Source organism: Streptococcus sp. A25 (assembly GCF_043674095.1).
Taxonomy (GTDB): domain Bacteria; phylum Bacillota; class Bacilli; order Lactobacillales; family Streptococcaceae; genus Streptococcus; species Streptococcus suis_V.
Genome location: NZ_JBIMJO010000014.1, coordinates 33,692 through 49,212 on the forward strand (window position 1 = coordinate 33,692; position 15,521 = coordinate 49,212).

9 protein-coding genes are annotated in these 15,521 nt (G+C 45.1%); 6 read left to right on the top strand and 3 right to left on the bottom strand.

Annotation, left to right across the window (positions count from 1 at the left end; all coding sequences use genetic code 11):
* From ACHBID_RS07440 to ACHBID_RS07450, 3 genes are all read left to right on the top strand, one after another.
* A complete protein-coding gene (locus ACHBID_RS07440; protein ID WP_394731950.1) occupies positions 1 to 1,509 on the top strand; it encodes a zinc ABC transporter substrate-binding protein AdcA in 1,509 nt (502 codons plus the stop codon).
* A gap of 98 nt (positions 1,510 to 1,607) precedes the next feature.
* Positions 1,608 to 2,048, top strand: a complete 441-nt coding sequence (locus ACHBID_RS07445; protein WP_161948266.1) for a CopY/TcrY family copper transport repressor — start codon at positions 1,608 to 1,610, stop codon at positions 2,046 to 2,048.
* Positions 2,049 to 2,050: 2 nt separating this feature from the next.
* On the top strand, positions 2,051 to 2,260 hold the full coding sequence (locus ACHBID_RS07450; RefSeq protein ID WP_105161006.1) for a heavy metal-associated domain-containing protein: 210 nt from the start codon (positions 2,051 to 2,053) through the stop codon (positions 2,258 to 2,260).
* Positions 2,261 to 2,287: 27 nt separating this feature from the next.
* Here the strand turns inward: ACHBID_RS07450 and ACHBID_RS07455 are convergent, their stop codons facing one another.
* Both ACHBID_RS07455 and tyrS read right to left on the bottom strand, forming a co-directional pair.
* Complete coding sequence (locus ACHBID_RS07455) at positions 2,288 to 2,665, bottom strand: HIT family protein (protein ID WP_105161005.1); 378 nt, start codon at positions 2,663 to 2,665, stop codon at positions 2,288 to 2,290.
* A gap of 56 nt (positions 2,666 to 2,721) precedes the next feature.
* Positions 2,722 to 3,978 carry a tyrosine--tRNA ligase gene (gene tyrS, locus ACHBID_RS07460; protein WP_105161004.1) on the bottom strand — a complete coding sequence of 419 codons (1,257 nt, stop codon included), beginning with the start codon at positions 3,976 to 3,978 and terminating at the stop codon, positions 2,722 to 2,724.
* A gap of 95 nt (positions 3,979 to 4,073) precedes the next feature.
* Here tyrS and pbp1b point away from each other — a divergent pair, with 95 nt between their 5' ends.
* The 3 genes from pbp1b (at position 4,074) to rpoC (ending at position 14,218) form a co-directional block, all read left to right on the top strand.
* Complete coding sequence (pbp1b, locus tag ACHBID_RS07465; RefSeq protein ID WP_105161003.1) at positions 4,074 to 6,494, top strand: penicillin-binding protein PBP1B; 2,421 nt, start codon at positions 4,074 to 4,076, stop codon at positions 6,492 to 6,494.
* Positions 6,495 to 6,842: 348 nt separating this feature from the next.
* Complete coding sequence (rpoB, locus tag ACHBID_RS07470) at positions 6,843 to 10,415, top strand: DNA-directed RNA polymerase subunit beta (protein WP_125266193.1); 3,573 nt, start codon at positions 6,843 to 6,845, stop codon at positions 10,413 to 10,415.
* A gap of 155 nt (positions 10,416 to 10,570) precedes the next feature.
* Positions 10,571 to 14,218 carry a DNA-directed RNA polymerase subunit beta' gene (gene rpoC / locus ACHBID_RS07475; protein WP_394731949.1) on the top strand — a complete coding sequence of 1,216 codons (3,648 nt, stop codon included), beginning with the start codon at positions 10,571 to 10,573 and terminating at the stop codon, positions 14,216 to 14,218.
* Positions 14,219 to 14,316: 98 nt separating this feature from the next.
* On the opposite strand, the gene ACHBID_RS07480 is transcribed toward rpoC, so the two are convergent.
* A complete protein-coding gene (locus ACHBID_RS07480) occupies positions 14,317 to 15,468 on the bottom strand; it encodes a glycerophosphodiester phosphodiesterase family protein (protein WP_172068324.1) in 1,152 nt (383 codons plus the stop codon).
* Positions 15,469 to 15,521: the final 53 nt, after the last annotated feature.

Sequence of the window (15,521 nt, forward strand, 5' to 3'; positions counted from 1 at the left end):
ATGAAAAAATTAGCTCTTTTAGGTTTGGGTTTATCGTTCTTCGCCTTGTCGGCCTGCGGCAATAGCACAGCTTCTCAGGATGATGAGTTGAACATTGTGACGACTTTTTATCCAGTATATGAGTTTACCAAGCAGGTTGTGGGCGAGGAAGGAACAGTTGATTTGTTGATTGAGGCGGGAACAGAAGTTCATGACTTTGAGCCGTCTGCCAAGGACATTGCCGTTATTCAAGAAGCGGATACCTTTGTCTATGAAAATGAAAATATGGAGACTTGGGTGCCAGACGTTTTAGACAGTATTGATACTGAAGCGGTTGGTGTTATCAAGGCGACGGAGGGAATGTTGCTCTTGCCTGGTAGTGAGGAAGAAGAACATGACCACGAAGAAGGGGAAGACCACGAACACGCCTATGACCCACACGTATGGTTGTCACCTGAACGTTCCATTACCTTGGTAGAAACAATTCGGGATGGTTTGATTGCCCAGTATCCTGAGAAAAAAGCTATTTTTGAAGAAAATGCGGCTGCCTACATTGAAAAATTAGAAGCTCTGCATTCTCAATATACAGAAACCTTGTCAGCTGCTAAGCAAAAATATTTTGTCACCCAGCACACTGCCTTTGCTTATTTGGCTTTGGATTATGGTTTGCACCAAGTATCGATCACAGGTGTCTCTGCAGACCAAGAGCCTACGGCAACTCGTTTGGCGGAATTGACCGAGTACATCAAGACTTACGGTATCAAGTATATCTATTTTGAAGAGAATGCGTCTTCAGCAGTAGCAGAAACCTTGGCAAAAGAAACTGGCGTGGAACTGGACGTTTTGGATACGCTTGAGAGTGTAACGACAGAAGCTATGGATAGTGGTGAGGATTATATTTCCACCATGGAAGCAAACTTGGCGGCTTTGGAAAAAACAACCAGCCAAGCTGGTGTAGAGATCTTGCCAGAAGAGGGTGCTGAGACGGCTCAGACGGTTTACAATGGCTACTTTGAAGATGCTGCTGTTAAAGACCGCACTTTGTCAGATTATGCCGGGGAGTGGCAGTCTGTTTACCCATATTTGCTCGATGGTACGCTTGATCAAGTTTGGGATTACAAGGCGAAAATTAAAGGTGATATGACAGCTGAAGAGTATAAGGCATACTACGACACAGGTTACAAGACAAACGTTGATCAAATCAACATTACTGATAATACTATGGAGTTTGTAGTGGGAGACAAGTCTTACAAGTATACTTATAAGTACGTGGGTTATGAAATTTTGACTTATAAAAAAGGTAACCGTGGTGTTCGTTTCTTGTTTGAAGCAACGGATCCAAATGCTGGTGATTACAAGTATGTGCAATTCAGTGACCACAATATTGCCCCTGTTAAGACAGGTCACTTCCATATCTATTTTGGTGGAGAGAGCCAAGAAAAACTATTGGAAGAATTGGAAAACTGGCCGACCTATTATCCAGTTGGTTTGACTGGTTTGGAAATCGGTCAGGAAATGCTGGCTCACTAAGAAAATAAGGCTGAACGGAATGTTCAGTCCTTTTTCTTGACATTTTCTGACTACAAGTGTAAACTAAAATTAGAAAATGATTGTTGGGAGGTGAGTTTATGGAGCAGATGATTTCTGCTGCGGAGTGGCAGGTCATGCGGGTTCTGTGGGCCCATCCTGGTGCGACTTCTCAGGAAATTATTCAGGCCTTGCAGGAAGGCTTTGACTGGCAGGCGACGACCATTAAGACACTCTTGGGGCGGCTACGGAAGAAAAACTATCTGAGAATGGCTAAGGAAACTAGCAAGTATCACTATTATCCGCTGATCAGTGAGGAAGAACATTTGCAGGCGCAGGTGGAACTCTTACTAGCTACCATCTGTTCCACAAAACAGGGGCAGTTAGTTGAAAACTTGCTAGACACAGGGACATTTTCCCAAAAAAGCCTTGAACAACTAGCTAGTAAAATAGCCCAACTACAAAAGACTGCACCTGAGCGAATCGCTTGTCAATGCTTGGCGGGGCAATGTACCTGCGGGCATCATGCTAAAGGAGTTTGAATATGAAACAAATCTTGAAATTGAAAAACTTATCGTGCCAAAACTGTGTCAAACACGTGACCAATCACCTCTTGGATTTGGACGGAGTAGAAGAGGTGAACATCCAGCTGGATCAGCAGTTGGCGGAGGTGGAGACCTCTGTGGCCTATGACTTGGAACGGTACCAAGAGGTGCTGGATGATACAATCTATGAAGTGGAAGAGTTGATATAAGCGAAAAAGCAGCCGTCGGGCTGCTTTTTATAATGCTTTGAGAAATCTATGCAGGTCCAGTTGTACTTGTGCAAGTGAAATTTGGTCCCAGAAGCCGTCTGATCGAAAGCGTGGAATCAGGTGGACATGGAAATGGGTTCCGGCATCAAACAAGCGGTCATTGCAAGCTAAGGTCACACCGTCAATCGCTAATTCCTGACAGAGTTTTTCAGTCAAAAAGACTTCCAAGTCCGACAGTTCATAGCGAACAGTAGGAGGGACTTGACGGAGCGTGTCATAGTGTTCCTTGCTGATAATCAGTAGGTGCCCCGTTTGGACAGGGTCAATGTCCCAGACGACCTTGAAATGCTCCGTCTGGTAGAGAATATCTATTTCTTTGAGTTGGTGGCAAAAAATGCAGGTCATGTCTTTTCTCCTAGGTTAGCAGAAAAGGAAATCACGGTGGATTTCCTTGAAAAATCTTAATAAGTCAACACAGAATATTTCTTTTTACCACGACGGATAACGGTCAACTCGCCGTCGATTTTGTCGCTGTCAGAAAGAGTGTAGTCCAAGTCTTGCACACGCTCACCGTTGACATAAATGGCACCATTTTGCACATCCTCACGAGCCTGGCGTTTTGAATTGACAATGCCAGAGGTAACTAGAAGTTCAACGATGTTAAGGTTGTCTTCAGCCTGTACAGCATAGTTTGGAACGTTGCTGAGGCCCTGTTTAAGTTCTTTGGCGGATAGGTTTTTGATGTTGCCAGCGAACAATTGCTCGGTAATGTTAAGGGCTTGGTTATAGGCTTCTTCCCCGTGAACCAAGGTCACGACTTCCTTAGCCAAAATTTTCTGAGCCAGACGTTCATGACGGGCAGCGTCAAATTGTTTCTCGATTTCAGCGATTTCATCTAATGACAAGAAGGTAAAGATTTTCAAGAAACGAACGGCATCGTCATCCATGACATTGAGCCAGAATTGGTACATTTCATAAGGGGAAGTTTTGTCGGCATCTAACCAAACGGCGTTGCCTTCTGACTTACCAAATTTCTTACCTGTCGAGTCGGTGATAAGTGGTACAGTCATAACGTGAGCAGACTTGTCAGCCTTACGGCGAAGCAATTCAGTACCTGCTGTCATGTTGCCCCACTGGTCAGAGCCACCGATTTGCAGGGTGACATTGTGCTTGTCATTGAGTTCGTAGAAGTCATAGCCCTGCATGATTTGGTAGGCAAACTCGGTGTAGGAAATCCCTGTTTCAATCCGTTTTTTCACAGAGTCTTTGCTCATCATGTAGTTGACCGTGTAGTATTTACCGACATCACGAAGGAAGTCAATAAAGCTGATGTCTGAGAACCAGTCGTAGTTGTTGACCATTTCGGCCTTGTTGTCACCATTTTCAAAATCCAAGAAGCGAGAGAGTTGACCTTGAATTTTTGTCACCCAACCGTCCACGGTGTCTTTGGTTTGCAAGCTGCGCTCCGCATCCTTGAAGGAAGGGTCGCCAATCAGACCAGTTGCACCGCCAACTAGGGCGTAAGGCTTGTGGCCTGCTAACTGCAAGCGACGGCTGGTTAAAATTGCAACCAAGTGCCCCAAGTGTAAACTATCTGCTGTTGGATCGTAGCCTGTGTAATAAGAAACCTGTCCTTCTGTTAATGCTTTTACCAAGGCTTCTTCGTCTGTCGTTTGAAAGACCAAGCCACGAGCTTTTAGTTCTTCAAAAATATTCATATGAGGCTTTCTCCTTTTAAAATTTCCCCCTATTATACCATGAAATTGTAGAAAGTGGGCAAAGTTTGGTATAATAAAAGGAATAAGGAGTTACTATGACGACGAAACATTCTAAATTCAAAACAATGATGGCTTCTTTTAGCCTGACCAATGGATTGGGCATCTTGTTAAGAAGCATCAAATTATTGGTGGATTATTTGGCGGTCATTTTCCTAGTCTTGGGCAGTCTGGGTGCCGGGGTTGGAGTTGGCTATGTCTTTAGCCTATTTGACCAAGTAGAGGCGCCTAGTAAGGAAGAGCTGCTGGCCAATATCGCCAATATCAGTAGAAATTCTCATATTGTCTTTTCGGATGGTTCTCCTGTAGCAGATATCAATTCAGACTTGTTGCGGAGCCCTATTGAAAATGCAGATATTTCTGACTATATAAAGCAGGCCGTGATTGCTACGGAGGATGTCACCTTTGAGAGCCACAATGGTGTTGTGCCTAAGGCGGTATTGCGTGCGGCTCTGGGCTCGGTTGGTTTTGGTTCTTCCAGCGGTGGTTCGACTATTACTCAGCAGTTGATTAAGCAGCAGATTGTTGGCGACGCTCCGACTTTTACACGTAAGGCCAATGAAATTATCACCGCCTTGGCTCTGGAGCGGGACATGTCCAAGGAAGATATTTTGACTACTTATCTCAATGTCTCGCCTTTTGGTCGAAATAATCAGGGCAAGAATATTGCCGGTGTAGAAGAAGCGGCGCGGGGAATTTTCGGAAAATCAACCAAGGAATTAACGGTTCCTCAGGCGGCCTTTATTGCTGGTTTGCCACAGAGTCCCATTGTCTACTCGCCCTATGCGGCAGACGGTAGTCTCAAGTCGGATGAGTATATGTCTTACGGCCTGGCTCGACACCAAGATGTACTCTATAATATGTACCGAGCAGAATTTCTGACCAAGGAAGAGTACGAGACCTATAAGGATTATGATATTCGCCAGGACTTCCTTCCTCCTAGTCCGGTAACAGAGGATACCAAGGATTTCCTATACTATGCTGTTCTGGATGAAGCCATTGACGTCATGTATGATTATCTGGTGGAGCGGGATAAGGTTTCAGATGCCAAGCTGAAAAATGATGAGACCGTTCAGGAATACAGAGAGCTTGCTGCCCAAGAAATTAGCCAAGGGGGCTATACCGTCACTTCTACGGTCAATCCTGCCATTCACAATGCCATGAATGCTGTAGCGCGTGACAATGGCTACTTGCTGGATGAAGGAAACGGAGTTGTAGAGACCGGTTCGGTCTTGCTAGATAACAAGACAGGTGCAGTGCTTGGCTTTGTTGGTGGCCGTGATTTTTCACAGAACAAGAACAATCATGCTTTCGATACTGTTCGTTCTCCTGCATCAACTATTAAGCCTATTTTGGCCTACGGTATTGCTATGGACCAGGGCCTAATCGGATCGGCTAGTATCTTCTCAGATTACCCAGCTCGTTTCTCCAGTGGCGAGCAAATCATGAACGTCAATAACCGAGGTTCAGGTATGATTGATTTGCAGACTGCTCTCAATCGCTCGGTCAATATACCTGTCTTCTGGACCTATAAGCTGCTGCAACAGTCTGGTGTGGATGTCAAGTCCTATATGGAGAAGATGGATTACCACATTCCGATGTATGACATTGAAAGTCTGCCTCTCGGAGGAGGGATTGATGTTTCTGTAGCTACCAATACCAACGCCTATCAAACCTTGGCAAACGGCGGCGTCTACAACAAGCATTATCTGGTTGAGAATATCAAGAAGGCTGATGGGACAGTTGTTTACCAGCACCAGGCGGCACCTGTTCAGGTTTACTCTAAGGCAACTTCGAGTATCATGATGAACCTGCTCAAGGGGGTTATTTCCTCTGGCTTGACCACAACCTATGCAAACCGTATCAGGGCTATCAACCCTCAAGTATTGGCCAATACAGATATAGCTGGCAAGACTGGTACGAGTAATTACGCTGGAGATGCTTGGCTCATGCTTTCGACCCCTCAGGTTACCTTGGGCTCCTGGGCAGGCTATGATGATAATACAAGTTTGGATGTTTTTGCAAGCTATAATAGCAATTCTCACTATGTTGCTTATTTGTCCAATGCCATCTATCAAGTGGCACCGGAATTATTCTCTGGACGATTTACACTGGATGATAGTGTGATTGCATCTAATGTAGTCACCTCTACTGGGCAACGGCCAGGTAGTGTGCAGGTCAATGGCCGTACGATTAACGTATCAGGTGCTACTACGACTAGTTATTGGGCCAAAAATGGGGCGCCGGTGACCAACTATCGATTTATGTTAGGTGGAACAGAGGCTGATTATCAGACAGCTTGGAATAGTTTGTTTGGCAACCAGCAGCGTAGGACGACCTCCTCAAGCAGTAACAGCAGGACAGGTTCTTCTAGCAGTTCGAGCTCATCATCCTCAGCAAATAATAATGACGAAGATTCCGAACCAAGCTCGGACTCTGGTGAAGAAGATAATCCTTGATTTTCAAGCGGTCTTGTGTTATAATCTTATAAATAATTTGTCGTCTGTCTTGTTTGAAATCTTGTCCAAACAAGACTTGCAGCAGTTAAATCACACTTTTCAAAGGAAGATTTAGCTGCTCTTTTTGTGTCTATTTGATGGATTTTTAGGAATTGTAATGTATTCTTAAAGATTCTAAATATTCAGAAAAAGGATGAATGGAGCCAGCTTATTGGCTGATAATTGAACTCGCTTACAACTCTGTGAAAAAAGATAAACACCTCCTCGGAGGCTTGCCTCCGTCGTCGTGTTTCCTATTTTTCTTTGAGTTGCTTACGGCTTAGTATCTTATTACAAAGGAGAAAACTTTTGGCAGGACATGAAGTTCAGTACGGTAAGCACCGTACCCGTCGTAGTTTTTCAAGAATCAAGGAAGTTCTTGATTTACCAAATTTGATCGAAATCCAGACAGATTCTTTCAAAGATTTCTTGGATTCTGGTTTGAAGGAAGTCTTTGAAGATGTACTTCCAGTATCAAACTTCACAGATACCATGGAATTGGAATTTGTTGGCTACGAATTGAAGACTCCAAAATACACTTTGGAAGAGGCACGTTCGCACGATGCCAACTATTCTGCGCCTATCTATGTGACATTCCGCTTGGTCAACAAGGAAACGGGTGAAATCAAGACCCAGGAAGTTTTCTTTGGAGAATTCCCAATCATGACTGAAATGGGTACCTTCATCATCAACGGTGCAGAGCGGATTATCGTTTCTCAGTTGGTGCGTTCACCGGGTGTTTACTTTAATGACAAGGTAGATAAGAACGGTAAAGTAGGTTATGGTTCAACGGTTATCCCTAACCGTGGAGCTTGGTTAGAATTGGAAACTGATTCTAAGGATATTGCCTATACTCGTATCGACCGTACGCGTAAGATTCCGTTCACAACGCTTGTGCGTGCTCTTGGTTTCTCAGGTGATGATGAAATCTTCGATATTTTTGGTGATAGCGAATTGGTACGCAACACTATTGAGAAAGATATTCATAAAAATCCAGCGGATTCACGTACAGATGAAGCCCTCAAGGAAATCTATGAGCGTCTTCGTCCAGGAGAACCAAAGACAGCTGAAAGCTCTCGTAGCCTTTTGACAGCTCGTTTCTTTGACCCACGTCGTTACGACCTAGCACCTGTTGGTCGTTACAAGATTAATAAAAAACTCAACCTCCGTACTCGTTTGCTCAACCAAACACTTGCTGAGCATGTGATTAACGGTGAGACAGGCGAAATCGTCTTGGAAGCAGGTACAGTCTTGAGCCGTGATGTGCTTGAAAAAGTAGAAGCTCAATTCGACGAACTCAACCTTGTTGAATACATTCCAAATGACAACGCTGTTCTTCTTGAGCCAGTTCTTTTGCAGAAATTCAAGATTGTGGCACCAAAAGATCCAGATCGTGTAGTCACTGTGATTGGTAATGCTAATCCGGCGGAAAACGTACGTACAGTAACACCTGCGGATATCTTGGCAGAGATGAGCTACTTCCTCAACTTGGCTGAAGGTCTTGGTCGTGTAGATGATATTGACCACTTGGGTAACCGTCGTATTCGTGCCGTTGGTGAATTGCTTGCCAACCAAGTACGTATCGGTTTGACGCGTATGGAACGTAACTTGCGTGAGCGTATGTCTGTTCAAGACAATGAAGTATTGACGCCACAACAAATCATCAATATCCGCCCTGTTACAGCTGCAATCAAAGAATTCTTTGGTTCATCTCAGTTGTCACAGTTCATGGACCAACACAACCCACTTTCCGAGTTGTCTCACAAACGCCGTTTGTCAGCCTTGGGACCTGGTGGTTTGACCCGTGACCGCGCTGGTTATGAGGTTCGAGATGTTCACTACACTCACTATGGCCGTATGTGTCCGATTGAAACGCCTGAGGGACCAAACATCGGTTTGATCAACAACTTGTCTTCTTATGGTCACCTCAACAAGTATGGTTTCATCCAAACACCATACCGCAAGATCGACCGTGCAACTGGTACTGTTACCAACGAAATCGTTTGGTTGACAGCAGATGAAGAAGATGCCTACATCGTAGCCCAATCAACATCACCACTTGATGAAAACAACCGTTTCGTTGATAAAATCGTTATGGGACGTCACCAAGGTAATAACCAAGAGTTCCCAGCAGATTCAGCGGACTTCATGGACGTTTCACCGAAACAGGTAGTTGCTGTTGCGACAGCATGTATTCCTTTCTTGGAAAACGATGACTCCAACCGTGCCCTCATGGGTGCCAACATGCAACGTCAGGCTGTTCCATTGATTGATCCAAAAGCACCTTACGTTGGTACTGGTATGGAGTATCAGGCTGCTCATGACTCAGGTGCGGCAGTTATTGCTCAACATGATGGTAAGGTAACTTATGCAGATGCGGACAAGGTAGAAGTACGCCGTGAAGATGGTTCCTTGGATGTTTATAGCATTCAAAAATTCCGCCGTTCAAACTCTGGTACAGCCTATAACCAACGTACCCTTGTAAAAGTAGGCGATGTCGTTGAAAAAGGCGACTTTATCGCAGATGGTCCTTCTATGGAACGTGGGGAAATGGCCCTCGGTCAAAACCCAATCGTTGCCTACATGACGTGGGAAGGTTATAACTTCGAGGATGCGGTTATCATGTCTGAGCGTCTGGTGAAAGAAGATGTCTATACATCTGTTCACTTGGAAGAATACGAATCAGAAACCCGCGATACCAAGTTAGGCCCTGAAGAAATCACACGCGAAATTCCAAACGTTGGTGAGGATGCCCTTCGTCAGTTGGATGAAATGGGTATCATACGTATCGGTGCGGAAGTTAAAGAAGGTGATATCCTTGTTGGTAAAGTCACACCAAAAGGTGAAAAAGATCTTTCTGCTGAAGAGCGTCTCTTGCACGCAATCTTTGGTGATAAGTCACGTGAAGTGCGTGACACCTCTCTTCGTGTACCACACGGTGCCGATGGTGTCGTTCGTGATGTGAAAATCTTTACCCGTGCCAACGGTGATGAATTGCAATCAGGTGTTAACATGCTGGTTCGTGTCTACATCGCTCAAAAACGTAAGATCAAGGTCGGAGATAAGATGGCCGGTCGTCACGGTAACAAGGGTGTCGTTTCACGTATTGTACCGGTTGAAGATATGCCATATCTTCCAGATGGAACGCCAGTTGATATCATGTTGAACCCACTCGGGGTGCCATCTCGTATGAACATCGGTCAGGTTATGGAACTCCACTTGGGTATGGCGGCTCGTAACTTGGGTATCCATATTGCAACACCAGTTTTCGATGGTGCAAGTTCAGAAGATCTTTGGTCAACCGTTAAAGAAGCGGGTATGGATTCAGATGCCAAGACCATTCTTTACGATGGACGTACCGGTGAGCCATTTGATAACCGTGTATCTGTCGGTGTCATGTACATGATCAAGCTTCACCACATGGTTGATGATAAACTTCATGCCCGGTCAGTCGGACCATACTCACTCGTTACCCAACAGCCACTCGGAGGTAAGGCTCAGTTTGGTGGTCAGCGTTTCGGTGAGATGGAGGTTTGGGCCCTTGAAGCCTACGGTGCTTCAAACGTCCTACAAGAAATCTTGACCTACAAGTCAGATGATGTGACAGGTCGTCTGAAAGCCTATGAAGCCATCACAAAAGGTAAACCAATTCCAAAACCAGGTGTTCCAGAATCATTCCGCGTTCTTGTCAAAGAATTGCAATCACTTGGTTTGGATATGCGTGTCCTTGATGAAGATGATAACGAAGTAGAATTGCGTGACCTTGATGAAGGTGAAGATGATGATATCATCCACGTAGATGATCTTGAAAAAGCACGTGCAAAAGCAGCAGCTGACGCAGCGGCAGCCTTTGCAGCAGAAGAAGCAGAAGACAAAGAATAATCAGATAGGAGACTAGGGGGAGGTCCTTGCTTGATTTTGTATCAACTGGGATCGCCTAGTCTGTCTGGTGCTAGTCAGTCTAGCAACTTTGTCGGTTATTCAAGAATCCGAGGTGTGACTCATCCACCTCTCACAAGAAAAGAAAGGGATTATTAGTGGTTGACGTAAATCGATTTAAAAGTATGCAAATCACGTTAGCTTCACCAAGTAAGGTTCGTTCATGGTCTTACGGTGAGGTTAAAAAACCTGAAACAATCAACTATCGTACACTAAAACCAGAACGTGATGGACTTTTTGATGAAGTGATCTTTGGTCCAACAAAAGACTGGGAGTGTTCATGTGGTAAATACAAGCGTATCCGTTATAAAGGGATCACTTGTGACCGTTGTGGTGTGGAAGTAACTCGTGCAAAAGTCCGCCGTGAGCGTATGGGCCATATTGAGTTGAAAGCTCCAATCTCACACATCTGGTATTTCAAAGGTATTCCAAGCCGTATGGGCTTGACCTTGGATATGAGCCCACGTGCGCTTGAAGAAGTTATTTACTTCGCAGCTTATGTGGTGATTGATCCGAAAGATACACCGCTTGAGCACAAGTCTATCATGACAGAGCGCGAATACCGCGAGCGTTTGCGTGAATTCGGCTATGGTTCATTCGTTGCCAAAATGGGGGCAGAAGCTATTCAAGACCTCTTGAAGCAGGTAGATCTTCCAAAAGAAATCGCAGCTCTTAAAGAAGAGTTAAAAACTGCAACTGGGCAAAAACGGATTAAAGCAGTTCGTCGCTTGGATGTACTCGATGCCTTCTACAAATCTGGGAACAAGCCTGAGTGGATGATTCTCAACATCCTTCCTGTTATTCCACCAGATTTGCGTCCGATGGTTCAGTTGGATGGTGGTCGTTTTGCCGCATCTGACTTGAACGAACTCTACCGCCGTGTAATCAACCGTAACAACCGTTTGGCTCGTCTCTTGGAACTTAACGCTCCAGGTATCATCGTACAAAACGAAAAACGGATGTTGCAAGAAGCTGTGGATGCTTTGATTGACAACGGTCGCCGTGGTCGTCCAATTACAGGACCAGGTAGCCGTCCGCTCAAATCACTCAGCCACATGCTCAAAGGTAAGCAAGGGCGTTTCCGTCAAAACTTGCTGGGTAAGCGTGTTGACTTCTCAGGACGTTCCGTTATCGCTGTCGGTCCAACATTGAAAATGTACCAATGTGGTGTGCCACGTGAAATGGCAATCGAGCTCTTCAAACCGTTTGTCATGCGTGAAATCGTTGCCCGTGATATTGCTGGCAACGTAAAAGCTGCAAAACGTTTGATTGAGCGTGGTGATGACCGTATTTGGGATATCTTGGAAGAAGTGATCAAAGAACACCCAGTTCTTTTGAACCGCGCACCTACCCTTCACCGTTTGGGTATCCAGGCTTTTGAGCCAGTTCTGATTGACGGTAAAGCCCTTCGTTTGCACCCGCTTGTCTGTGAAGCTTATAACGCCGACTTCGACGGTGACCAGATGGCGATTCACGTTCCATTGTCAGAAGAAGCACAAGCAGAAGCACGTATCCTTATGCTCGCGGCAGAACACATCCTTAACCCTAAAGATGGTAAACCAGTCGTAACACCATCTCAGGATATGGTTTTGGGTAACTACTACTTGACCATGGAAGATGCTGGTCGTGAAGGTGAAGGTATGGTCTTCAAGGATGCGGATGAGGCTGTTATGGCTTACCGCAATGGCTATGTTCACTTGCATACCCGTGTTGGTATCGCAACAGATAGCCTTGACAAACCTTGGAAAGATAATCAAAAACACAAGGTCATGATGACAACTGTCGGAAAAATCTTGTTCAACGCGATTATGCCAGAAGGTCTTCCATACTTACAAGAGCCAAACAACGCTAACTTGACAGAAGGAACTCCTGATAAATACTTCTTGGAACCAGGTTCAGATATCAAGGCTGCTATTGCAGAATTGCCAATCAACCCACCATTCAAGAAGAAAAATCTTGGGAACATCATCGCTGAAATCTTCAAGCGTTTCCGTACAACTGAAACATCAGCCCTACTTGACCGTTTGAAAGACTTAGGTTACTATCACTCAACACTCGCTGGTTTGACAGTGGGTATTGCCGATATCCCAGTTATCGACAACAAGGCTGAAATCATTGAAGAATCTCACGAACGTGTGGAACAAATCAAGAAACAATTCCGTCGTGGTATGATCACCGAGGATGAGCGCTACACAGCTGTTACAGATGAATGGCGTTCTGCTAAGGAAAAATTGGAAAAACGCTTGGTTGAAAAACAGGATCCGAAGAACCCTATCGTTATGATGATGGACTCTGGTGCCCGTGGTAACATTTCCAACTTCTCTCAGCTGGCCGGTATGCGTGGACTCATGTCAGCTCCGAACGGACGTATCATGGAATTGCCAATCTTGTCTAACTTCCGTGAAGGTCTCTCTGTACTCGAGATGTTCTTCTCCACTCACGGTGCCCGTAAGGGTATGACGGATACGGCCTTGAAGACAGCCGACTCAGGTTATCTGACACGTCGTTTGGTTGACGTTGCCCAAGATGTTATTATCCGTGAAGACGACTGTGGAACTGACCGTGGTCTTGACATCCGTTCTATCACAGACGGTAAGGAAATGATTGAGCCACTGGAAGAGCGTCTCCAAGGTCGTTACACTAAGAAAACTGTTAAACACCCTGAAACTGGTGCAGTCATCATTGGTCCAAACCAATTGATTACCGAAGATATTGCCCGTGAAATTGTTAATGTAGGTGTTGAACAAGTAACCATCCGTAGCGTATTTACATGTAATACTCGCCACGGTGTCTGCCGTCATTGTTACGGTATCAACTTGGCAACAGGTGATGCGGTTGAAGTGGGTGAAGCAGTTGGTACGATTGCAGCTCAATCTATCGGTGAGCCTGGTACACAGTTGACAATGCGTACCTTCCACACGGGTGGTGTAGCCTCAAATAGCGATATCACGCAGGGTCTTCCTCGTGTCCAAGAGATCTTTGAAGCCCGCAATCCGAAAGGGGAAGCGGTTATCACTGAGGTCAAAGGTGAAGTTATCGCCATTGAAGAAGATGCCTCTACTCGTACAAAGAAAGTCTTTGTTAAGGGTAAAACTGGCGAAGGCGAATACGTGGTGCCATTTACAGCCCGTATGAAGGTTGAAGTCGGTGACCAAGTAGCGCGTGGTGCAGCTCTTACTGAAGGTTCTATCCAACCGAAACGCTTACTTGAAGTCCGTGATGTCTTGGCGGTTGAAACTTACCTTCTTTCTGAAGTTCAAAAAGTTTACCGTAGCCAGGGTGTAGAAATCGGCGACAAGCACATTGAGGTAATGGTTCGTCAAATGCTTCGTAAAGTTCGTGTCATGGATCCAGGTGACACAGATCTTCTCATGGGTACCCTCATGGATATCACAGACTTTACAGATGCCAATGCTGACGTGGTTATTGCAGGTGGTATTCCGGCAACAGCTCGTCCAGTTCTTATGGGTATCACAAAAGCGTCCCTTGAAACCAACTCATTCTTGTCTGCCGCATCCTTCCAAGAAACAACTCGCGTTCTTACAGATGCAGCTATTCGTGGTAAACGTGACAACCTTCTCGGTCTTAAAGAGAACGTTATCATCGGTAAGATTATCCCAGCAGGTACAGGTATGGCCCGCTACCGTAATCTTGAACCACAAGCCATTAATGAAGTTGAAATCATTGAAGACACAGTAGCTGAAGAACTTGCAGCAGAAGCAGACCTTGAAGCTGTAACTGAATAATAATCTTTAAGGGAAGACCGTCTGGTCTTCTCTTTTTGTGTAACCTGTTCAAAAAAAAACAACCAGATGGTATCCACCTGATTGCTACTATGCTGTCTTTATTTTAAGCTTGGAAAGATGAGAAGGTTCTCCAATTGCTTGTGATAATAATCCTTGTACTTAGAATACACCAAGGTGTGGTTTAGTTGGTCTTGGGTCTTGCCAGGAAAGTCTGAAATGATGCCATCAACCGCTAAATCATCTGCCTGGGTCACGCCAGCTTCATCATTGACTGTCCAGACATAGAGAAATTTCTTGGAGGCTTTGATGTAATCATGTAATTCGGGAGACAGGTCGCTCAAAGGGACGCTGAATCCAGTCAGACCTGGAAATTGCTCCTCAAGGATGGAATTCATAATCAAGACTGTTTCAAATTTAGGTGAGTGGCTGAGGACTCTCTTCATAAATTCTTGGTCAGCTGTTTGTAGTTGATGCTGGCCTTGCTCTAACCGCTGTTGGTATTTTCCTAGAAAGTTTTCTACAATCTGTGGACTGTCTAGCTCAGAAGTTTTGAAATCAATCAGGAGCTTTTGACCAGACTTTTCGGCCTCTGTCAGAATCTGATCAAAGCTGGCGATATGGGCTGTATGCCCCTCTTGATCGGTCAAGCTAATGTTGGTTAGAGTACTTAAGGGCAGGTCGTGTGGCCGATAGTGGAGCCCTGTCCAGCCGGATAGATTAGGGTCGTGAAAGACCACATATTCCAAATCTGCTGTTTCCCAGATGTCAATTTCAATGTAGTCAAACTTGCTTTTGCTGGAAATTTGGAAGGCCTCGAGACTATTTTCAACTGCGCTAGGACCGTTGAGGGCCCGGTGGGAAATGACCTGTGGAGACTTTGGGATAATCAGTCTGGCCTCTTGTTTAACAAGGTAGAAGACTGGAAAGACGGGTAGCCAGACGACCAGTAAGGAAGCTGGTTTCCACCAGGTGAATTTTTCGTCAAAAATGACTTTCCACCAGAGCCAGAGCGAGAAAGACAGGATCAGAACAAGGCCACTATAGAGCAGGGCGAAGAGAATGAAGTAAATTTCTTGCACATGCTGGGGAAATCTTTCTGTCAGATGTGCTTGGAGATAGTAATTGGCCAGACTGACAGAGTACCAAAGTCCCAGGGCCAATAGGGGGACCAGGAGTCCAATGGCTAATTTTTTCCATAGGGGTCTTTGTATTTTTCGTTTTCGGATGTTTGATTTGATAGATTGCTTCATGCTTGCGGAACTTTCTGATTTTACGTACTAGCTTATTATACTTTAAAACCATC